Raw genomic sequence first — 20,019 nt, forward strand, 5'->3', positions numbered from 1 at the left:
CCCTCTTCCCGTTGCGCGTTCAGCGCTGGCGTTCCTTCACCGGCTTCCACCACGCCGGGTTGTCGACGTACCAGCGGACCGTCTCGGCCAGGCCCTGCTCGAACGACACCAGCGGCTCGTACCCCAGCTCGGTGCGGATCTTCGTCTCGTCCAGGGCGTAGCGCAGATCGTGCGCCTTGCGGTCGGGCACCCGCCGCACCAGGCTCTCGTCCGCGCCGCACAGTTCCAGCAACAGCTCGGTGATCTGCTTGTTGGTGCGGGCGTTGCCGCCGCCGACGTTGTACACCTCGCCCGCGCGGCCCCGCTCCAGCACCAGCTGGATCGCCCGGCAGTGGTCGGAGACGTGCAGCCACTCGCGGATGTTCGCGCCGTCGCCGTACAGGGGCACCGGCACGCCCGTGAGGAGGTTCGTGGTGAACAGCGGGATGAGCTTCTCGACGTGCTGGTACGCGCCGTAGTTGTTGGAGCACCGGGTGATCGAGAGGTCGAGGCCGTGGGTGCGCCAGTACGCCCGCGCGATCAGGTCGCTGCACGCCTTCGACGCCGCGTACGGCGAGTTCGGCAGCAGCGGCGACTCCTCGGTCCACTCGCCGGAGTCGATCGACCCGTACACCTCGTCCGTCGACACGTGCACGATCCGCCGCACCCCGGCCGCGACGCACGCGTCCAGCAGCGACTGGGTTCCCGCGACGTTGGCCTGGATGAACGCCGACGCGTCCGTCAGCGACCTGTCCACATGCGACTCGGCGGCGAAGTGCACCACGTAGTCGTGGCCCGGCAACAGCTCCAGCAACGCGGGCAGGTCGCACACGTCGCCGTGCACGAACGTCAGCCTCGGGTGCTGTGCGGGCAGGTTCTCCCGGTTGCCCGCGTAGGTGAGCTTGTCCAGGACGGTGACCTCGGCGTTCTCGAACCCCGGATAGCCGCCGTCGAGCAGCGTCCGCACGTAGTGCGAACCGATGAAGCCGGCGCCACCGGTGACGAAGACCTTCACGCGGGCACCTCGATGCTGGAGTGGTCGCCGACGACCAGCCGGTTGCGCTCGGCGGACGCCACGCTGGCCTCCCGGCCGATGACCGAGCCGTGCACGCCCCGCACGTTGTCGACCGACGCGCCGTCGAGCAGGATCGAGTAGCCGATGCCGGCGCCGCGCAGCAGGCAGTCCTCGCCGATCGTGGTGTGCGGGCCGACCGTGCTGTCCTCGACGAGCGACCCCGCACCGATGATCGCCGGTCCGACGATGCGCGAGCGCAGCACCCGTGCGCCCTCCTCGACCACGACGGCGCCGACCATCTGGCTCTGCTCGTCGACCTCGCCGCGCACCGTCGCGGTGAGCCGGTCGAGCAACTCCCGGTTGCAGTCCAGGACCTCCTCGACGCGCCCGGTGTCCTTCCAGAAGCCGGAGTAGATGCGAGCGCGGACGTCCATGCCCTCGGCCACCAGCCACTGGATCGCGTCGGTGATCTCCAGCTCACCGCGGGCGCTCGGCGTGATCCGCTCGACGGCGGTGTGCACGGCGGGGGTGAAGAAGTAGACGCCGATGACGGCGAGGTCGCTGCGCGGCTCGCTCGGCTTCTCCACGAGCTGCCTCACGCGGCCGTTCTCGTCGACCTCGGCGACGCCGAACGCGCGCGGGTCGGCGACCTTGTGCACGACGACCTGCGCGGTCGGCCGCGTGGTGCGGAACTCGTCGGCGATCTCCTCGATGCCGTCGATGAGCATGTTGTCGCCCAGGTACATCACGAAGTCGTCGTCGGCGAGGAAGTCACGCGCGATCAGCACGCAGTGCGCCAGCCCGAGCGGCTCGTCCTGCTGGATGTAGGTGATGTCCACGCCCAGCGCCGATCCGTCGCCGAGCTTCGACTCGAGCTCTTCCCGCCGGTTGCCGACGATCATCCCGACCTCGCGGACGCCGATCGCGCGCAGGTTGTCCATCACGTGCTCGATGACCGGCTTGTTGGCGATCGGGATGAGCTGTTTCGGCATGGTGTGGCTGAACGGACGTAGCCGGCTGCCCAGGCCTCCGGCCAACACGAGTGCTTTCATGTGCTTTCTCCTCAGCAGCTTTGCTCGTGGGGCCAGCATGTTGTCGAGGGGTTGGGCAGCACTGGAGACTGACTGGTCGGGTTGGCCCAGCGGCGGATTCGAGCGGATGTCGAGCGGCCGCTGGAAGGTTTCCCCGCATGGAGACCGTCGTCGTGACCGGCGCGGGCACCGGGATCGGGCGCGCCACAGCGCTCGCGTTCGCCGGGCTCGGCGCCGCCAACGTGATCATCACCGGCCGTCGCAAGGAACGACTCGAAGAAGTCGCCGCCCTGCACCCCGCGATCGTGCCCGTCGCCGCCGACGTCACCACGGCGGCCGGAGCGGACGCCGTCGCCGAGGCCGTGCGCGGCCAGGTGGACGTGCTGGTGCACAACGCGGGGATCTTCCGCTTCACCCCGCTCGCCGCACTGGACCTCGCGACCGCGCGGGACGTCCTGGAGACCAACGTGCTCGGGCCGGTGCTGCTGACCTCCCGGCTGCTGCCGCAGCTGCGCTCACCCGGCGGTGCGATCGTGCTGGTGTCGAGCCGCGGCGGCCACAACCCCGGTCCGTCGAGCTCGCTGTACTCGGCGAGCAAGGCCGCGGTGCACAGCTTCACCCGCAGCTGGGCGGCCGAACTCGCGCCGCTCGGCATCCGGGTCAACGCCGTCGCGCCCGGCTTCGTCCGCACGGAGGCCTATGCCGCCAACGGGTTGAGCCCCGAGCAGGTGGAGGGCCTCTTCGCCGGCGTCGCGCACAAGATCCCGCTCGGCCGGGTGGCCGAGCCGGAGGACATCACGCCGTGGATCACCCAGCTGGCCGCCAGCCCGCTGGTGACCGGCCAGGTCGTCACCGTCGACGGTGGACTCGACATCGGAGGTGAGTCATGACGCACGAACCGTTCCGCGTCGAGATCCCGGAAGAGTCCGTTGTGGACTTGCACGAACGGCTCGCGCGCACGCGCTGGCCGGAGGCGGAGACCGAGCGCGGCCAGGGCGTGCCGCTCGCGTACGCCCGGGAGCTGGCCGAGTACTGGCGCACGTCCTACGACTGGCGCAAGACCGAGGCGCGGCTGAACGCCCTGCCCCAGTTCCGCACCGAGATCGACGGTCTCGGGATCCACTACCTGCACGTGCGCTCCCCGCACCCGGACGCCACGCCGTTGCTGATCAGCCACGGCTGGCCCGGTTCGGTCGTCGAGTTCCTCGACGTCATCGGCCCGCTGGTCGACCCGCCGGACCCGGCGGACGCGTTCCACGTCGTGGCGCCCTCGTTGCCCGGCTTCGGGTTCAGCGACAAGCCGTCCGGCCCAGGCTGGACCGCGGAACGCATCGCCACCGCGTGGCAGACGTTGATGGCCTCGCTCGGCTACGAGCGGTACGCCGCGCACGGCGTCGACTGGGGCTCGTTCATCACGGCGATCATGGGGGAGACCGACACCGGGCAGCTGCTCGGCATCCACCTGACGATGCCGTTCGCGCGGCCGCCGGAGGAGCAGGTCGAACTGTCGCAAAAGGACTACGCTGGGCTCGCCGCGATGAAGGAGTTCCAGCAGCAGGAGGGCGGGTACTCGGTCATCCAGACCACCCGGCCGCAGACCCTCGGCTACGGCCTCACCGACTCGCCGGTCGCGCAGCTGGCGTGGATGGTCGAGAAGTACTGGGCGTGGAGCGACCACGACGGTTCCGTCGAACAGGTCATCCCGCGCGACCGGCTGCTCGACGCCGTGAGCGTCGGCTGGTTCGCCGCGACCGGTGCGTCGTCGGCGCGGATCTACTGGGAGAGCCAGAACAAGCTCGCGCTCGGCCCGGTCGCCGTGCCTGCCGCGGTGTCCAACTTCCCCAAGGACGGGCGCATGCCTCAGCCGTGGATCGCCGGACGGTTCACCGACCTGCGCCGGTTCGTCGACCACGAGCGCGGCGGGCACTTCCCCGCACTGGAACAGCCGGACGTGCTGGTGGGCGAGCTGCGGTCGTTCTTCTCGAGCCTGGCTTGAGCGCGTGCCCCTAGCGTGCCCGCATGGACATCCGCATCCTCGGCGCGCGTGAGCACAACCTCAAGGACGTCTCGCTGACCATCCCCCAGGGCAAGATCACGGTCTTCACCGGCGTGTCGGGCTCCGGCAAGTCCTCGATCGTGTTCGACACGATCGCGATCGAGGCACAGCGCCAGCTCAACAGCACGTTCACCTGGTTCATCCGCAACCAGCTGCCGCGCTACGAGCGCCCGCACGTCGACGAGATCGAAGGCCTGACGACGGCGGTCATCGTGGACCAGAACCCCGTCGGCGGCAACGCCCGCTCGACGGTCGGCACGATGACCGACATCTACGCCATGATCCGCGTGCTGTTCGCGCGTTGTGCCGAGCCGTCCGACGGTCTCGTGTCGTCGTTCTCGTTCAACGACCCGCGCGGCATGTGCCCCGAGTGCGACGGCCTCGGCGTGACGACGCAGCTCGCCGCGGACCGGATCCTCGACCTGTCCAAGTCGCTGAACGAGGGCGCGATCCTGCTGCCGGCCCACGGTGTCGGCAGCATCGAGTGGCAGCGGTGGGCCAACTCCGGGAAGTTCGACCCGGACAAGCGGTTGCGCGACTACACGAAGCAGGAGATGCGCACCCTGCTGCACGGCACCGGCGGCACGGTCCGCATCAAGACCACCAAGGGATCGCAGGAGGTGGCCTACGAGGGTGTCGCCGACCGGTTCGCCCGCTTCAACCTGAAGCGCGACCTGAGCAAGGTGAGCGAGCGGACGCGGGAGTCGGTGCTGCCGTTCATCACCGAGGGCACCTGTCCGGAGTGCGAGGGCGCGAGGCTCAACGCCGCCGCGCTCGCCGCCAGGATCGACGGCCGCAACATCGCCGAGTGGTCGCGCATGGAGATCAGCGAACTGATCAAGGCCGTGTCCGCCATCACCGACCCGGCGGTGCGTTCTCTCGTCGACACCGTTCGCGCCGCGCTGGAACGGATCGAGGAGATCGGGCTCGGTTACCTGAGCCTCGACCGGTCCACCGGCACGCTGTCCGGCGGTGAGGGGCAGCGGCTGAAGATGGTGCGGCACCTCGGCAGCAGCCTCACCGGTCTCACCTACATCTTCGACGAGCCCAGCACCGGGCTGCACCCCCGTGACGTCGGCATGCTGAACGACCTGCTGCGCGCGTTGCGGGACAAGGGGAACACGGTGCTGGTGGTCGAGCACGACCCGGACGTCATCGAGATCGCCGACCACGTCGTCGACGTCGGTCCCGGCGCGGGCGTGCACGGCGGCCAGATCGTCTTCGAGGGCACGTTCGCGGGGCTGCGCAAGGCGAAGACGCCCACCGGGGAAGGGCTGCGCAGGTCCACCGCGATCAAGTCGTCGTTCCGCCAGCCCACCGGCGAGCTGCCTGTGGTGGGAGCGAACCTGCACAACCTGAAGAACGTCTCGGTCAGCATTCCGACCGGTGTGCTGACGGTGGTGACCGGTGTCGCGGGGTCCGGCAAGAGCACGCTCATCGGTGACGTGTTCATGAACACCTACCCCGACGCGATCTTCGTGGACCAGTCCGCCATCACGGCGTCCTCGCGGTCCACGCCCACGACGTACCTCGGGATGATGGACTCGATCCGCAAGCTGTTCGCCAAGGCGAGTGGCGCACCGGCCTCGTTGTTCAGCTTCAACTCCGAGGGCGCCTGCCCGGACTGCAAGGGCCGGGGCGTGATCATCACCGAGCTCGCCTACATGGACCCGGTGACCACCCACTGCGCGACCTGTGACGGCCGGCGGTTCAAGGAGGAGGTGTTGGCGCACCGGTTGCGCGGGCTGTCGATCGCGGACGTGCTGGAGCTGCCCGCCGAGGAGGCGCTGGAGTTCTTCCCGGAACGGGATCTCGCCGCGAAGCTGCGGTCGCTCGTCTCCGTCGGCCTGCCCTACCTCACGCTCGGCCAGCCGCTCAGCACGCTGTCCGGCGGTGAGCGCCAGCGCATCAAGCTCGCCATCCAGCTCAACCGGACGGCGGGAATCTACGTGCTGGACGAGCCGACCACCGGCCTGCACATGTCCGATGTGGACACTCTGCTCGGTCTGTTGAACGGGCTGGTGGACAAGGGCAACACGGTGATCGTGATCGAGCACAACCTGGACGTCGTGCAGCAGGCCGACTGGGTCGTCGACCTCGGTCCCGGCGGTGGTCGTGACGGTGGTGAGGTCGTGTTCACGGGCACGCCCGCCCAGCTGCTCAAGTCGCGCACCTCGTTGACCGGCAAGCACCTCAAGCGCTACCGCCAGGCCTGAAAAGATGCCGGGCGCCGCCTGAGGGGTAGGCGGCGCCCGGCGGGGGAGGGGGTTCAGGCGTCGGCGGGGACGTCCGGCCGGGGCGTTGTGCCGGGCACGACCGTGCGCGGCGCCGGCAGCTCACCGTCGACCAGGTAGCGGTTCACCAGCGTGTCCACGTGAGGGTTGGCGCACAACGCGTAGACCTCGTGGTCGCCGGAGTCCTCGACGGTGATCAGGTGGCTGCCGAGGCGTTCCGCCATGGCGACGCCGCCCTCGTAGTGGTCCATCGCGTCGCCGTCGGCCTGGACGACCAGGCCGACCGGGTAGCCGTCGCGGGTGATCTCGGCGGGGTCTTCCCGCAGCTCGAACGTGCGGAAGGCCCCGACCCACGGTTGTGCGCGCAGGACGCCGTAGCCGTAGGGGAAGCGTTTGCGGAAGTCGCGCATCTGCGCGTAGTAGACCTCGATGTCCGACGGCCACGCGTGTTCCAGCGTGACGGCCTCCAGCACGGCAATGCGCAGCTCGCCCTCCGCGTCGAAGGAGCGCCAGGTGCCCTGAGCGGCCAGCAGCCGCTGGGCCTGGTCCTCCGTCGCGTTCCGCAGCTCCTTCACCAGGACCGCGAGGTTCTCCCACCTGCTGCGGTCGCCGGCCTGAACACCGACCGCGCCGTCGAACAGGGTGCGCAGGCGGATGCCGTACGACTCCAGGTTCGTGACGGCTTCCTCGACGCGCGTGAGCACCTGGGCCGGTGACGTGCCGAGGCCGAAGTGCCGGTGGCGCTGCGAGGTCCAGGCCGCCCACTGGTCCACGTTGCGCTGGATCGCATCGCCCTGCGAGAGGAACTGTTCGTGCCACGTCCACTCGGGGTTGACGCACGAGTCCAGCACGCTGCGGTCGAGGCCGGACGGGAACATGCTGCCGTACACGGCGCCGACGTAGGAACCGTAGGCGTAGCCGACGAAGGAGATCTTCTCCTCGCCGAGCGCGACGCGGATCGAGCCCATGTCCCGAGCGGTGTTGCGGGTGCTGACGTGCGGCCGCATGTCCGCACCGGCCCGCTGGCAGGCGAGCTCGCGCACGCGCATGTCCTCGGCCAGCACGGGGAACGCGCTGTCCGGCGGCCGGGAGTCGAAGGGCGCCTTGGGGATCACGACGTCGGCGTACAGCCGTGTGGAGGCGCCCGTGCCGCGGGGGTCGAAGCCGATCAGGTCGTAGACCTCGTGCACCGGCGTGCCCTCGAACACCGACGGCAGGTCGCGGCCGAGACCGGAGTCGCCGCCGGGACCGCCGTTGACCGACAGCAGGACGCCGCGCCGACGGGCCGGGTCCGCGGCGCGCCGCCGGGTGAGTGCGAGGGTGATCTGCTCGCCGTGTGGCTCGGCGTAGTCCAGGGGCACCTGGAGCGTCGTGTGCTCGACGCCGTCGATGACCGTCCACAACAGACTCATGCGAGCACCTTCCGCACCGCGTCGATCACCCTGTCCTGCACGTCGGTCGGCAGCGACGGGTACATGGGCAGGGAGAAGATCTCCCCGGCGAGCTTCTCGGTCACCGGCAGCGAGCCCTCGGCCCAGCCGAGGTGCGCGAACCCGGTCATCGTGTGCACCGGCCACGGGTAGCTGATGTTGAGCGCGATGTCGTGCTTCTTCAGCTCCTCGATGATCCGGTCCCGGTCGGGGTGGCGCGCGACGTAGACGTAGTAGACGTGCTCGTTGCCCGGCGTCACCTGCGGCAGCGTGAGGACGTCGCCCAACGCCTCGGCGTACCGCTGCGCGATGCGCTGCCTGCCCGCGACGTACTCGTCGAGCCGGACGAGCTTGCGGCGCAGGATCTCCGCCTGCACCTCGTCCAGCCTGCTGTTGTGGCCGGGCGTCTGCACGACGTAGTAGACCTTGTCCATGCCGTAGTAGCGCAGCCTGCGCATGTTCGCGTCGACCTGCGCGTCGTCGGTGATGACGGCACCGCCGTCGCCGTACGCGCCGAGCACCTTGGTGGGGTAGAAGGAGAACGCGGCCGCGTCCCCGATCGTGCCGGCGAGCTCGCCGTGGTGGCGTGCGCCGTGCGCCTGTGCGCAGTCCTCGAGGATCTTCAGGCCGTGCTTGCTCGCCAGCCGCTGCAACGGCGTCATGTCGACGCACTGGCCGTACAGATGCACCGGCAGCAACGCCTTGGTGCGCGGCGTGATCGCGGCCGCGACCTGGTCGGTGTCCATCAGGAAGTCCGACTCGCGCACGTCGACGAACACCGGTGTGGCACCGGCGCCGACGATGGCGAGCACGGTCGGCGCCGCCGTGTTGGACACGGTGATCACCTCGTCGCCCGGTCCCACGCCGAGCGCCTCCAGTGCGAGCTTGAGCGCGTTCGTGCCGTTGTCGACACCGGTGCAGTGCCGCACGCCGTGCCAGGCGGCGTACTCCTCCTCGAAGCCGCGAACGCTGTCACCGAGCACCAGCTGCCCGGAACCGAAGACCGTCTCGACGGCGTCGAGCAGGTCTTTGCGCTCGCTCTCGTACTCCCGCAGATAGTCCCAGACATACGTGGTCATGGACCTCATGCTGTCGGGCCGCGATCGCGACTCGCTCAAACCTCGCTGCACCGGTCTCCAGCGCGGGTGTCGTGGCGCACGAGCACCCGATGAACGGCGCATTCGTCCACCTGAGGTGAACAAATGCGCCGTTCATCGCGAGCGCCGGCGGTCGCGGCACGAGCCTGGTTCAAGCGCACGGTGACACGGTGCCACCTGCGAAGTTGTCAGGGGAATGCGAAGGAGCACGACGATGAGCAAGTGCCGGATCTGCGAGAGCGCCGTGACGGAGTTCCTCGACCTCGGCAGGCAGCCGCTGTCCGACGCCTTCCTCAGGCCGCAGGACACCGACGGGGAGTTCTTCTACCGGCTCGCCGTCGGCGTGTGCGAGTCGTGCACGATGGTGCAGCTGGTCGAGGAGGTGCCGCGCGACCGCATGTTCCACGAGGACTACCCGTACCACTCCTCGGGTTCGTCGGTGATGCGCGAGCACTTCGCCGCCACCGCACGCGGTTTCCTGGAGCGCGAGCTGACCTCCGCCGACCCGTTCGTCGTCGAACTCGGCTGCAACGACGGCATCATGCTCGGCACCGTCAAGGACGCTGGCGTGCGTCACCTCGGCGTCGAGCCGTCCGGTGGCGTGGCGAAGATCGCGGCGGCGCAGGGTATCCGGGTGCTCAACGCGTTCTTCGAGGAGGAGACCGCGATCGGGATCCACGAGGCGGACGGGCCCGCGGACGTGATCTACGCGGCGAACACGCTGTGCCACATCCCTTACATGGACTCGATCCTGCGCGGTGTCGACGCGTTGCTCGGCCCGAACGGCGTGTTCGTGTTCGAGGACCCGTACCTCGGTGACATCGTCGCGAAGACGTCGTTCGACCAGATCTACGACGAGCACTTTTTCTTCTTCACCGCGCGGTCGGTGCAGGCGATGGCCGAGCGGTTCGGGCTGGAGCTGGTCGACGTCACCCGGCTGCCCGTGCACGGCGGCGAGGTGCGCTACACCCTCGCCCGCGCCGGTGCCCGCACGCCGAGCCCCGCCGTCGCCGCGCTGGTCGCGGAGGAGGACGGCCTGTCGGACCTCGCGACGCTGGAACGGTTCGCGGCGAACGTCGCGAAGATCCGGACCGACCTGATCGCGTTGCTGCGCAAGCTGAAGGACGAGGGCAAGACCGTCGCCGCCTACGGTGCCACGGCCAAGAGCGCCACCGTCACGAACTTCTGCGGCATCGGCCCCGAGCTCGTCTCGTACGTGTGCGACACGACGCCCGCCAAGCAGCACCGGCTCTCGCCGGGCACGCACATCCCGGTCGAGCCCGCCGAGGTGTTCGCACGGTCCTATCCGGACTACGCGCTGCTCTTCGCGTGGAACCACGCCGAGGAGATCATGGCCAAGGAGAAGGAGTTCCGCGCCAACGGCGGCAAGTGGATCCTGTACGTGCCCGAGGTCCACGTCGTCTGAAAGCGGTGTGAGACATGTACAACGACGACTACGTCGAGACGTACGACCTGCTGATGCGCAGCCGGGGCAAGGCCTACCGGACCCAGGCGCTCGGTGTGGTGCGGGAGATCCGCGAACGGTTGCCGGAGGCGGCGTCGTTGCTGGACCTCGGCACCGGAACCGGCCTGCACGCGCAGTTCTTCGCCGAGGAGTTCGACGACCTGGTGGGCGCGGACATCTCCGCGGACATGATGGCCTTGGCGGCCAAGCGTGTTCCCGGGATGGCGACGTTGCGCGTGGACGCTCGCGCGGAGATCGACCTGGGCCGCACGTTCGACGCCATCTCCTGCCTGTGGGTCATCCCGCACCTGGAGTCGGCCGACGAGTTCGAGGCGCTGATCGCAGGACTGCTCAAGCACCTCAACCCCGGCGGCGTGCTGGTGATCGAACCCTGGTACGGGCCGGACGAGTTCCACGACGGCTACGTGGCCGGCGACCGGATGAGCAAGGAGAACGGCGGCGCGATCGTCCGGTTGTCCCACGCGCGCCGGATCGGTGCCGCCCGCATCGAGATGGTCGTGCACCACGCCGTCGCCGACCCCGGCGAGGGCCTGCGCGAGTTCACCGAACAGGTCCGGTTGTCGCTCTTCACCCGCGAGCAGCTGGCTGCCTGCTTCGCGTCCGCGGGCGCCGTGGCCGAGCACGTCGAGCGCGACAGCTTCGCCTGGGGCCTCTGGGTCGCACGCGCGGCGGCGTGACGAAAACGAAGCCGAACCCAACGAAAGCGGTGTGACACATGTACAAGGACGACTACGTCGAGACCTACGACCTGCTCATGCAGAGCAGGGGCAAGGACTTCAAGACGCAGGCGCTCGACGTGGCGCGGGTGGTCCGCGAGCACGCGCCGGACGCGGAGTCCCTGCTGGACCTCGGCACGGGAACCGGACTGCACCTGCAGTTCCTGGCCGAGCAGTTCGACGACGTGGTCGGCGCGGACTACTCGGAGGAGATGCTCGCCTTCGCCGCCGGCCGCATCGAGGGCCTGAAAACGCTGCGGGTCGACTTCCGCGAGGAGATCGATCTCGGCCGCAAGTTCGACGCGATCACCAGCCTGTGCGCGATCCCGCACCTGGAGTCGGCGGACGAGTTCGAGGCGCTGATCAGGGGTCTGCTCAAGCACCTCAACCCCGGCGGCGTGCTCGTGATCGAACCCTGGTACGACGGTGACGGGTTCAACGACGGCCACGTGGCGAGCGACCTGATGACGAAGGAGGACGGCGCGATCGTCCGCCTGTCGCACGCCCGCCGCATCGCCGACGACCGCATCGAGATGGTCGTGCACTACGCCGTCGCCGACTCCGGCGCCGGCCTGCGCGACTTCACCGAGAAGGTCCAGCTGACCCTGTTCACCCGCGAGCAGCTGGCCGCGGGGTTCGCGGCGGCGGGTGCGGTCGCGGAACACCAGGAGATCGACGGCTTCCCGTGGGGTCTCTGGGTCGCCCGCGCGGCGGGCTGACCATGCCGGACGTGATCGTGCTCGGCGGCACGGGTTTCGTGGGCCGCCATGTGTGCGATGCGTTCACGGCCGCGGGACACGAGGTGCTGGCGGTGGCGCGAAAGCCACCGCCGGCACCTCGTTTTCGCGCGCTCGACCTGTCCAGGACCTCGGCGGAGACACTCGCCGGGGTCCTCGGTTCGTGCGCGGTGGTCGTGGACGCGACGGGGAGCAGCTGGGGACTGTCCGAAGAGGACATGGCGACCCGCTGTCTCGCGCTGACCGAGAACCTCCAGGCCGCCCTGTCGCTGCTGCCCGTGCGGCCACGGCTGGTGCACCTCGGCTCCGTGCTGGAGTACGGCCCGATTCCGCACGGGGAGTCCGCTGGCCGTTCGACGCCGGAGCGGCCCGACACCTCCTACGGCGTCGCGAAACTCGCCGCCGCCCGCCTTGTGGTCGCCTCCGGCGGCGTCGTGTTGCGGGTGGCGAACGCGGTCGGACCGGGTCTGCCCGAGACGAGCCTGCTCGGCCAGGTCGCCTCCGCGCTGCTGGCAGGCCGCGACGTCGAACTGGCGCCCCTGTCGGCTTTTCGCGACTACGTCGACGTGCGCGACGTGGCGTCCGCTGCCGTCGCCGCCGCGCACTCCGGTGTCTCCGCCGAGATCATCGGCATCGGCCGCGGCGAGGCCGTCCCCGTGCGGTCCCTGGTCGACCTGCTCATCGAGGTGAGCGGGGTGCCCGCGCACGTCGTGGAACGGGACATCGACACCGGCTGGCGCGCGAAGTCGAGCTGGCTGCAGATCGACACCACCGCGGCACACGACCTGCTCGGCTGGCGGCCGCGGCACTCGCTGCGCGACGCGGTCACCGCCTTCTGGAAGTCCTGTTCGTGAAACGCCGAAGGCCGCCTTCCCGGACGGGGAAGGCGGCCTTCGTGGTGGGGGAGGGTCAGCGGTTGGCGGCGACGAGGTCCTCCATGACCTTGACGACGTCGGACGGACGGGGCAGGTTCGCGATCTCCTGCTGGAGGGCGCGGGCCCGGACGCTGTAGGACGGGTCGGTCAGCATCTTCTGCGCGGCCTGGGCCACGTCGTCGGGCGTGGCGTCCTTGAGCAGCAACGTGATCGAGGCGCCGTAGGCGTCGATCCGGCGGGTCGGGTCGGCCGAGGCGATCATGTCGGCCAGCACCAGCTGGGGCACGCCGGCGTTGGACGCCGTCGCGCTCGTCACGCCACCGCCGTGGTGCACCATCAGGTCGCAGGTGGGCACGATGATGTCGAGCGGGAAGAAGCCGGTGTGCAGGCCGGGACGCAGCTCGCGCAGCTGCTCGGCCACCTTCTCCGGGGTCGGGATGATCAGCTCGACGTCGGCGAACACCGGGTTCTCCAGCAGCGGCTTGAAGAAGTTCACGCCGAGGTCCGGGATCATCGCGGCACGGGAGCCGGAGGTGATCAGGACCCGCCGCTGGTCGCCCTTGGTGTACATCCAGGGTTCGAGCGCCATCTGCCGGTTGCCCGGCAGCCAGCGCATGTACTGCGCGGGCTCCGCGTCGGCGGGGCGGACGCTCGGCGGGGTGATCGCGACGAACAGGTCTTCCTTGGGAATCCGGTCGAGGCCCAGCTCGGTCAGCTCGGGCGACAGCTCGTCGCTCGCGTACACGAGGTCGCTCGGCACGCGCTCGATGCCGTCCCACGCCTGGCACACGTACGGGATCTTGAGCTGGTTGCCGATCAGCGCGGCCGCGTAGTTGCGGGTGCCGCCGACCACGATGTCCGGCCGCCAGGCCCGCGCCAGCTCGGAGATGGCACCGTAGGAGTCGGCTGCCATGCGGGCGAACCCGCGGCTCGCGAACTCGAGCTCGGCCTCGGGGCCGATCGGGCGGTCGAGGCGGTTTCCCTTGCGGTCGATGAACATGGCGTCGAAGAGGCCGAGCTTGGACACGCCGACCGCGGGCAGGCCGACGTCCACGAGCTGCTGCACGTGGTCGTCGGGCGCTGCCACGATCACCTCGTGCCCTTCGCTACGGGTGGCCATAGCGAAGGGCGCCAGGGCGTGCAGCGGTCCGGTGCCACCGCCGGTGATGAACAACACGCGCACGGTTTTCTCCTTACTGGCCGACGGTCTTCTTGAACCGGCGGGTGGCGAGCGGGACGAAGATCAGCAGGATGACGGCCACGTACAGCAGCGTGGCGGCGATCGGGTTCACCATCGGCCACGCGCCCTCCGTCGCCGGCGGCATGTTGCCGAACAGCACCCGGCAGGCGGAGACCACGGCCGACACCGGGTTCCACTCGGCGATCGGGCGCAGCCACCCCGGCATGCCGGTGGTGGGCACGAACGCGTTCGACACGAACACCAGCGGCATCAGGAACAGGTACAGCGAGTTCGCCATGACCTCCACCGACTTCGACCGCACGCCGATCCACGCGGTGATCCACATCGCGGCGTAGGCGAAGAGCAGCAGCAGAGCGAAGCCGGCCAGCGCGTCGAGGAACGACGAACGGATGCGCCAGCCGATCGCCAGGCCCGTGAGCGCCATCAGGGCGACCGTCAGCACGACGTTCAGCACGTCGCTCGTCGTCCGTCCGATGAGGACGGAGGGCTGGGCGATGGGCAGCGAGCGGAACCGGTCGATGAGGCCCTTCTTCATGTCCTCACCGATGCCGACCGCGGTGTTCGTCGACGCCGTCAGCACCGAGTTCACCAGGATGCCGACGACCATGTACTCGCGGTAGGAGACACCGGGGATCTCGATCGCGCTGCCGAGCACGAACGCGTACAGCAGCGCGGTCAGGATCGGCACGAACGCGCCCCACACGATGATCGTGAGGTTGCGCAGGTTCTTGACGAGGTTGCGGTGGGTCAGCGCAAGGCTGTCGTTGATGGCGTAGGCGATGCTCATGCCACGGCCTCCTTCGCGAGCTCGGGCTCGGCGGCCACCTCGGGCGTCTTCGCGGTGAGCGCGAAGAACACCTCGTCCAGGCTGGGGCGACGAACGTTCGTGCCGATGACGGTCACGTTCGCGTCGTCCAGCAACCGGATCGCGGCGGGCAGCGCCTCCGGGCCGTTGGTCACCGGCACGATCAGCTGGTGGATCTCCTCGTCGACGGTGATGTCGCCGTTGGCGATCCGGGCGATCGCGTCCCGCGCGGGCGTCACGTCGGACGCCGACGCGACGGTGAGCTCCAGCCGGTCGCCGCCGAGGTCGTACTTCAGCTTGTCCGGCGTGCCTTCCGCGATGACCCTGCCGTGGTCGATGACCGCGATCCGGTCGGCCAGCTGGTCGGCCTCCTCCAGGTACTGCGTGGTGAGCAGCAACGTGCTGCCCTGCGCCACGAGTTCCGTGATGACCTCCCACAGGCCCACGCGGGCCCGCGGGTCGAGACCGGTCGTGGGCTCGTCCAGGAACAGCACGGACGGCTTCGCGACGAGCGCGCACGCGAGGTCCACGCGGCGTCGCATACCGCCGGAGAAGCCCTTCACGTAACGCCCGGCGACGTCGGCGAGGTCGAAGCGCTCCAGCAGCTCCACCGCGCGCTTGCGGGCCGCACCCCACCCGAGGTGGTACAGCCTGCCGATCATCTCCAGGTTCTCCTGGGCGGTGAGGTCCTCGTCGACGGCGGCGTACTGACCGGACAGGCCGATCTGGCGGCGCACCGCCATGGGGTTCGCGAGCACGTCGACGCCGTTGACGACGGCGCGTCCGGAGTCGGGCCGCAGCAGGGTCGCGAGCACACGCACGGTGGTCGTCTTGCCGGCGCCGTTCGGCCCGAGCACACCCAGCACCGTGCCCTCTTTCACCGAGAGGCTCAGGCCGTCCAGCGCGACGACATCACCGAAACGCTTCGTCAGCCCTTCGGCGACGATCGCTTCAGTCATGACTTTCTCCCTTGTCCAGATATGGGACCACGTGCGAAACCTAGGAGGCGGTGGTCGATCCGCCCTCAAGCCGCACTCGAGTCCCGTCCGCACGCATTGCGACGGTCGTCACCAGCTGGTCCTCGGCGTCGTAGACGCGCGAGACACCGGTGCTGGAGAACGAGTCCCCGTCCTGAACGGCCTCGTGGTCGATGTCGACCCAGCCGATGAACTCCCCGCCGGGGCCCAGGATCCGTTCGGCGATCCGGTACGAGAACGTGCCTTCCCCGGTCGGCCGCCACGATCCAGCACCAGCGCCGCCGTGCGGCGGGCCCGCGATGATGAACACCCGTCCGTTCGGGGTGAAGTGCAGCGTGCCGGTCTTCTCCACGCCGTCCACCGAAAAGCGCTCGACCCACGTGCCTGCGGGTGAGGACTCGTCGAAGGACGACAACGCGGTCATCTTCGCCAATGATTGGTCGACGTTCGCAGTCACGCACCCGAAGCTAGGGCGGTCGCCTCGACTGCCACTCGAGCTGGGACGACGACGATCTGCCCATGGAAATTCCCCAGAAGGCCAAGGAAGTCCAGCTGTTCAAGCACCTGGACGGCGCCATCTCGCCCGAGTACTTCTCGGTGGTCGAGGTCGACGTGCCCGAGCCGGGCGACGGCGAGGTCGTCGTGCGCACGGACTTCGTGTTCGTGGCCGCGGCGTACCAGGACCTGATGCGACCCGACTGCCCGCTTCCCGTTCCCCCGTACCAGGTCGGCGGCCGCATCGGTGGCGGCGAGGTCGGCACGGTCGTGGCGTCCAACAGCCCGGCCCTCGCCGTCGGGGACACCGTGCAGACCATGGGCGGCTGGTGCGAGTACTCCGTCGGCCCCGCCGAGCAGTACTACAAGGTCGACGCCTCGATGTTCCCCAGCTCGTCGTACTTCCTGAGCCAGGGACCGACGGCGTACTACGGCATGGCCGACATCGCGCGCGTGGGCGAGGGTGACGTCGTGTTCGTGTCCGGCGCGGCGGGTGGCGTCGGCTCGCTCGCGGGGCAGATCGCGAAGAACCGGGGCGCCGCCAAGGTGATCGGCAGCGCGGGCAGTCAGGAGAAGATCGACTTCCTGGTCGGCGAGCTCGGCTACGACGCCGCGTTCAACTACAAGGACGGGCCCGTCATCGACCAGTTGCGCAAGCACGCGCCCGACGGCATCTCGGTCTTCTTCGACAACGTCGGCGGCGAGCAGTTCGAGGCCGCGATCCAGGTCGCCCGTCCGCACGCGCGGTTCGCGTTGTGCGGTGCGCTGTCCGGCCAGATCGGCGGCACCGGCGGGCAGCCGAGGCTCGACCTGATGACCGCGATCTGCAAGCACCTCGAGCTGCGCCCGTACGCGACCTACCACACGCCCGAGCAGATCTGGAACTGGACCTCCCACTTCGCGCAGTGGCTGGCGGAGGGGAAGTTCGTGTTCCCGCAGACCATTGTGGAGGGTGGCATCGACGCCGCGCCCGGTGCGCTGCTCGACCTGCTCTCCGGCAAATATCAGGGAAACATCGCCGTGCGGATCTCGTGACGTGCCGTGATCGCCACCGGCACCCGGTAGGCCGGGTTGCCGGTGGCGTCGTGCACGACCGAGACGCCTTGTGCGGCAAAGGAATCGCCGTCCCACACGGCGTGCTGCTCGATGGCGACCCAGCCGGTGCACCGGCCGTCCACGACGATCGGTTCGGTGATCCGGAACGCGAAGCCGTCGCCGGTGCGGTGCCACGTGCCGACGCCCGCGTGGTCGAGGAACGCCCTGCCGTCGGAGGTGAAGCGCAGGGTGCGGGTGAACGTTCCGCGTGGCCTGCGCACCTCGGCGGTCCAGGCGCCCGCGGTGTCAGGCGTGCGCACCGACGGTCACGGTCCCGATGGTCAGCGCCGGCGTGCCTTCCAGAATCGCGGCGACCCGTTCGACCTGCTCCTCCACCGCCTTGCGCGCGATCTTGCCGATCGGCTCGACGGTGATGCCGAGCTTCCGGCCGGACCGCTTCTGGTGCCACACACCGGACACCGCGCCGTCGACCAGCAACACCGGGAAGTTGCCGGCCTGGCCGGCGGCGAGCGCGCGGTCGAAGGCCTTGCCGGGGAACACCAGCTCCCGCGGGTGGCAGCCGACCGTGTAGGCGTCGAAGTAGGGCAGCAGCCGGACACCGCCGGGCGTCGCGTCCTCCCACGTGTCCCCGGCGAGCTGCCACGCCCTGGCGCCGTTGACCTCGACGGGTTCCAGTTCGTCCACAAGGGACTCGAAGAGGCTCGTGGCCCAGCCGCGGGGAGCGTTGAGCCACTGCGCGAACTGCTGCGGCGTCACCGGACCGTAGGCGTGCAGGTACCGGCGCAGCAGCTCGGACATCCCGTCCGGCATCGGCTCGAAGCCGGGCAACCAGCGCTGGGGGCTCGTGTAGGTGACCTTGCGGCCGCGGTTGGGCCCGAAGCAGAGCGCGCCGCGGTTGGCCGCGGTCGAGATCGCCTGCCGCCAGCGCGGCCAGAACCCCTGGAACGCGGGCATCACGAGGTCGCCGGCCCACGAGCCGACCCGGTCGACGATCTCGCCGGTCAGCTCGTCCGGCGTCATCTCGGTCTCCTTGAGGATCTCCGCGATCGCCGCCACGACCTGGTCGACCTGCTCCGGCGACATCCGCACGTCGGCGGTGAAGTGGTTCGCCACCGGCGGGATCGAGTCCAGCGCGCCCGTCCACATCGGCAGGTCGCGGGCAGCGAACAGGTGCACGGTGCCGCGCGGCCCGTAGGTCTTGACCAGGCTGCGTTCCTCCCACAGCGCCTCGCGCACGGTCGTGCGGGTCGCTCCCGGCACCCGCAGGCCGACCGACAGCTCGGCCGCGGACAGCACCTGCGCGTGCGCACCGCACATCGCGCTCACCGCGTCCGCGGGCGTCCAGTCGCGGGGCGCGGCGAGCCCGTGCCGATCGAGCCGCCTGGCGACAACTGCGTTCCACGTCATGGCGCGAGTATCACGCGCGGGGCTCGAGCTGTGCTCGACCACGGGGCGGGAGTTTGGGCGGTGACACCGAGAACGAGGAGTTCACCATGCGCGTGATGTTCGCCGTGTGGCCAGCGGCATCGCATCTCTACCCGGCCATCCCGCTCGCGTGGGCGTTGCAGGGAGCCGGTCACGAGGTGTGCTTCGCGTCGTCCCACGACCTCGCGGACACGATCACCGCCGCGGGCCTCAACGCGGTCGGCCTGGGTGACCCGGACACCATGCCCTCGCTGGACTACGAGACGGTTCAGCGGTTCACGCTGGACGACGAGGACCGGGACCGCGTCATCGACGCGTTCGCGGACGACCCCGCAGAGCGCGAGGCGGCGACGATGTTCGCCACCTTCCTGATGACGTCGATGCGCATGTTCCACCACGGCCCCGGCCGGCTGCCGGGCGTCGACGACCTGGTCGACTTCGCGGTGGCGTGGAAGCCGGACCTGGTGCTGTGGGACATGCTCTGGCCGGCGGCGGCCATCGCGGCCCGTGTCAGCGGCGCGGCCCACGCGCGGCAGCTCTGGGGCCCCGACTACTGCGGCTGGGCGGTCGAGAACCTGCCCCGCGACGCCAACCCGCTGGTCGAGATGATGCGCCCGCTGGCGCAGCGGCACGGTGTCGAGCTCGACGACGACCTGTTGCTCGGCCAGTGGACGATCGACCCTACCCCCGAGGAGCTGCGCATCCCGACCGCCACCAGGGTGGTCCCCGTCCGCCGCATCCCGTACACCGGCGTGCAGACGTTGCCGGAGTCGCTCTACGGCAGGCCGGAGAAGCCCCGCGTCGCACTGACGCTCGGCATGTCGCACCGCAACATCGGCGGCCCGGAAGCGGCCATCGCGACGATGCTCGAGATGGTGGGCGGCCTGGACATCGAGGTCGTCGCCACCCTCAACGCCGAGCAGCTGGCAGGGCAGACCGTCCCGCCCAACGTGTCCACTGTGGACTTCGTGCCGCTCGGTCAGCTGCTGCCCACGTGCTCGGCGATCATCCACCACGGCGGCGGCGGGACGCTGACCACGGCCGTCGCGCACAAGGTGCCGCAGCTCATCGACTCCGGCGGCTTCGAGTCGTTCACGTACTCCCGCTACGCGCTCGACAACGGCGCCGGGCTGACCATCGACCAGGACGAGCAGACGGTCGACGAGATGCGGAAGCGGCTCATGCAGGTCATCGAGGACCCGGCGTTCGCGGCCGGCACGGAGCGGCTGCACGCCTCGTGGCTCGCCATGCCCAGCCCCAACGACATCGTGCCCGTGCTGGAGGGCCTGACCGCCGCCCACCGAGCCTGACCCGGACATCGATGAAGGGCTCCTTCCTCCACGTGAGGGGTGGATTCGAGGGGTCGTCGCAACACAGGTGATCAACTGGCTTGGGTCAGGAGCA

The 20,019-nt window shown here is 69.6% G+C and carries 19 protein-coding genes; 9 read left to right on the forward strand and 10 right to left on the reverse strand.

What is annotated here, in order from left to right; genetic code table 11:
• Positions 1–19 precede the first annotated feature (19 nt).
• Both rfbB and IEZ09_RS36935 read right to left on the reverse strand, forming a co-directional pair.
• Positions 20–994, reverse strand: a complete 975-nt coding sequence (gene rfbB, locus IEZ09_RS36930) for a dTDP-glucose 4,6-dehydratase (RefSeq protein ID WP_189258473.1) — start codon at positions 992–994, stop codon at positions 20–22.
• Positions 991–2,046: a glucose-1-phosphate thymidylyltransferase gene (locus tag IEZ09_RS36935; RefSeq protein WP_189258474.1), complete on the reverse strand. Its 1,056-nt coding sequence runs from the start codon at positions 2,044–2,046 to the stop codon at positions 991–993. Before IEZ09_RS36935 ends, rfbB begins: the two co-directional genes overlap by 4 nt.
• Before the next feature lie 137 nt (positions 2,047–2,183).
• On the opposite strand from IEZ09_RS36935, the gene IEZ09_RS36940 reads away from it, so the two are divergent.
• From IEZ09_RS36940 to IEZ09_RS36950, 3 genes are read left to right on the forward strand one after another with little or no spacing between them, the layout of a single operon-like run.
• A complete protein-coding gene (locus tag IEZ09_RS36940; protein ID WP_189258475.1) occupies positions 2,184–2,915 on the forward strand; it encodes an SDR family NAD(P)-dependent oxidoreductase in 732 nt (243 codons plus the stop codon).
• Complete coding sequence (locus IEZ09_RS36945; RefSeq protein WP_189258476.1) at positions 2,912–4,021, forward strand: epoxide hydrolase family protein; 1,110 nt, start codon at positions 2,912–2,914, stop codon at positions 4,019–4,021. Before IEZ09_RS36940 ends, IEZ09_RS36945 begins: the two co-directional genes overlap by 4 nt.
• Positions 4,022–4,044: 23 nt before the next feature.
• Positions 4,045–6,297, forward strand: coding sequence for an ATP-binding cassette domain-containing protein (locus IEZ09_RS36950; protein WP_189258477.1), 2,253 nt, complete (start codon positions 4,045–4,047; stop codon positions 6,295–6,297).
• Between the two features lie 53 nt (positions 6,298–6,350).
• Here the strand turns inward: IEZ09_RS36950 and IEZ09_RS36955 are convergent, their stop codons facing one another.
• Positions 6,351–7,727 (reverse strand): alpha/beta fold hydrolase, encoded by a 1,377-nt coding sequence (locus IEZ09_RS36955; RefSeq protein ID WP_189258478.1) that lies wholly within the window; start codon positions 7,725–7,727, stop codon positions 6,351–6,353.
• Positions 7,724–8,824, reverse strand: coding sequence for a DegT/DnrJ/EryC1/StrS family aminotransferase (locus IEZ09_RS36960; RefSeq protein WP_189258479.1), 1,101 nt, complete (start codon positions 8,822–8,824; stop codon positions 7,724–7,726). Before IEZ09_RS36960 ends, IEZ09_RS36955 begins: the two co-directional genes overlap by 4 nt.
• A 232-nt stretch (positions 8,825–9,056) precedes the next feature.
• On the opposite strand from IEZ09_RS36960, the gene IEZ09_RS36965 reads away from it, so the two are divergent.
• From IEZ09_RS36965 to IEZ09_RS36980, 4 genes are read left to right on the forward strand one after another with little or no spacing between them, the layout of a single operon-like run.
• Positions 9,057–10,268 carry a class I SAM-dependent methyltransferase gene (locus IEZ09_RS36965; RefSeq protein ID WP_189258480.1) on the forward strand — a complete coding sequence of 404 codons (1,212 nt, stop codon included), beginning with the start codon at positions 9,057–9,059 and terminating at the stop codon, positions 10,266–10,268.
• A gap of 14 nt (positions 10,269–10,282) precedes the next feature.
• A complete protein-coding gene (locus IEZ09_RS36970; RefSeq protein WP_189258481.1) occupies positions 10,283–11,005 on the forward strand; it encodes a class I SAM-dependent DNA methyltransferase in 723 nt (240 codons plus the stop codon).
• Between the two features lie 38 nt (positions 11,006–11,043).
• On the forward strand, positions 11,044–11,763 hold the full coding sequence (locus IEZ09_RS36975; RefSeq protein ID WP_189258482.1) for a class I SAM-dependent DNA methyltransferase: 720 nt from the start codon (positions 11,044–11,046) through the stop codon (positions 11,761–11,763).
• On the forward strand, positions 11,730–12,635 hold the full coding sequence (locus IEZ09_RS36980; protein WP_229813293.1) for an NAD-dependent epimerase/dehydratase family protein: 906 nt from the start codon (positions 11,730–11,732) through the stop codon (positions 12,633–12,635). The genes IEZ09_RS36975 and IEZ09_RS36980 overlap by 34 nt, the downstream gene beginning before the upstream one ends.
• A 55-nt stretch (positions 12,636–12,690) precedes the next feature.
• Here the strand turns inward: IEZ09_RS36980 and IEZ09_RS36985 are convergent, their stop codons facing one another.
• From IEZ09_RS36985 to IEZ09_RS37000, 4 genes are read right to left on the reverse strand one after another with little or no spacing between them, the layout of a single operon-like run.
• Positions 12,691–13,839: a nucleotide disphospho-sugar-binding domain-containing protein gene (locus IEZ09_RS36985; protein ID WP_189258483.1), complete on the reverse strand. Its 1,149-nt coding sequence runs from the start codon at positions 13,837–13,839 to the stop codon at positions 12,691–12,693.
• Between the two features lie 10 nt (positions 13,840–13,849).
• A complete protein-coding gene (locus IEZ09_RS36990) occupies positions 13,850–14,644 on the reverse strand; it encodes an ABC transporter permease (RefSeq protein ID WP_189258484.1) in 795 nt (264 codons plus the stop codon).
• Positions 14,641–15,621 (reverse strand): ATP-binding cassette domain-containing protein, encoded by a 981-nt coding sequence (locus IEZ09_RS36995; RefSeq protein WP_189258485.1) that lies wholly within the window; start codon positions 15,619–15,621, stop codon positions 14,641–14,643. The genes IEZ09_RS36990 and IEZ09_RS36995 overlap by 4 nt, the downstream gene beginning before the upstream one ends.
• A 40-nt stretch (positions 15,622–15,661) precedes the next feature.
• Positions 15,662–16,096, reverse strand: a complete 435-nt coding sequence (locus tag IEZ09_RS37000; protein WP_189258486.1) for a class I SAM-dependent methyltransferase — start codon at positions 16,094–16,096, stop codon at positions 15,662–15,664.
• 62 nt (positions 16,097–16,158) lie between these two features.
• Between IEZ09_RS37000 and IEZ09_RS37005 the strand changes: the two genes are divergently transcribed.
• Positions 16,159–17,169 carry an MDR family NADP-dependent oxidoreductase gene (locus tag IEZ09_RS37005; protein ID WP_189258487.1) on the forward strand — a complete coding sequence of 337 codons (1,011 nt, stop codon included), beginning with the start codon at positions 16,159–16,161 and terminating at the stop codon, positions 17,167–17,169.
• On the opposite strand, the gene IEZ09_RS37010 is transcribed toward IEZ09_RS37005, so the two are convergent.
• Complete coding sequence (locus IEZ09_RS37010) at positions 17,139–17,489, reverse strand: hypothetical protein (RefSeq protein ID WP_189258488.1); 351 nt, start codon at positions 17,487–17,489, stop codon at positions 17,139–17,141. The two genes, IEZ09_RS37005 and IEZ09_RS37010, sit on opposite strands and share 31 nt — an antisense overlap.
• Positions 17,476–18,597, reverse strand: coding sequence for a winged helix DNA-binding domain-containing protein (locus IEZ09_RS37015; RefSeq protein WP_189258489.1), 1,122 nt, complete (start codon positions 18,595–18,597; stop codon positions 17,476–17,478). The genes IEZ09_RS37010 and IEZ09_RS37015 overlap by 14 nt, the downstream gene beginning before the upstream one ends.
• A gap of 86 nt (positions 18,598–18,683) precedes the next feature.
• Between IEZ09_RS37015 and IEZ09_RS37020 the strand changes: the two genes are divergently transcribed.
• Entirely contained in the window at positions 18,684–19,925 is a 1,242-nt protein-coding gene (locus IEZ09_RS37020; RefSeq protein WP_189258490.1) for a nucleotide disphospho-sugar-binding domain-containing protein, read from the forward strand.
• Positions 19,926–20,019: the final 94 nt, after the last annotated feature.

Source organism: Lentzea flava (genome assembly GCF_014648475.1).
GTDB classification, from domain to species: domain Bacteria; phylum Actinomycetota; class Actinomycetes; order Mycobacteriales; family Pseudonocardiaceae; genus Lentzea; species Lentzea flava.

Coding starts and splice junctions, on each gene's coding strand:
- IEZ09_RS36935 (WP_189258474.1), bottom strand. CDS start 2,046: ATGAAAGCACTCGTGTTGGCCGGAGGCCTGGGCAGCCGGCTACGTCCG.
- IEZ09_RS36940 (WP_189258475.1), top strand. CDS start 2,184: ATGGAGACCGTCGTCGTGACCGGCGCGGGCACCGGGATCGGGCGCGCC.
- IEZ09_RS36945 (WP_189258476.1), top strand. CDS start 2,912: ATGACGCACGAACCGTTCCGCGTCGAGATCCCGGAAGAGTCCGTTGTG.
- IEZ09_RS36950 (WP_189258477.1), top strand. CDS start 4,045: ATGGACATCCGCATCCTCGGCGCGCGTGAGCACAACCTCAAGGACGTC.
- IEZ09_RS36955 (WP_189258478.1), bottom strand. CDS start 7,727: ATGAGTCTGTTGTGGACGGTCATCGACGGCGTCGAGCACACGACGCTC.
- IEZ09_RS36960 (WP_189258479.1), bottom strand. CDS start 8,824: ATGACCACGTATGTCTGGGACTATCTGCGGGAGTACGAGAGCGAGCGC.
- IEZ09_RS36965 (WP_189258480.1), top strand. CDS start 9,057: ATGAGCAAGTGCCGGATCTGCGAGAGCGCCGTGACGGAGTTCCTCGAC.
- IEZ09_RS36970 (WP_189258481.1), top strand. CDS start 10,283: ATGTACAACGACGACTACGTCGAGACGTACGACCTGCTGATGCGCAGC.
- IEZ09_RS36975 (WP_189258482.1), top strand. CDS start 11,044: ATGTACAAGGACGACTACGTCGAGACCTACGACCTGCTCATGCAGAGC.
- IEZ09_RS36990 (WP_189258484.1), bottom strand. CDS start 14,644: ATGAGCATCGCCTACGCCATCAACGACAGCCTTGCGCTGACCCACCGC.
- IEZ09_RS36995 (WP_189258485.1), bottom strand. CDS start 15,621: ATGACTGAAGCGATCGTCGCCGAAGGGCTGACGAAGCGTTTCGGTGAT.
- IEZ09_RS37005 (WP_189258487.1), top strand. CDS start 16,159: ATGGAAATTCCCCAGAAGGCCAAGGAAGTCCAGCTGTTCAAGCACCTG.
- IEZ09_RS37015 (WP_189258489.1), bottom strand. CDS start 18,597: ATGACGTGGAACGCAGTTGTCGCCAGGCGGCTCGATCGGCACGGGCTC.
- IEZ09_RS37020 (WP_189258490.1), top strand. CDS start 18,684: ATGCGCGTGATGTTCGCCGTGTGGCCAGCGGCATCGCATCTCTACCCG.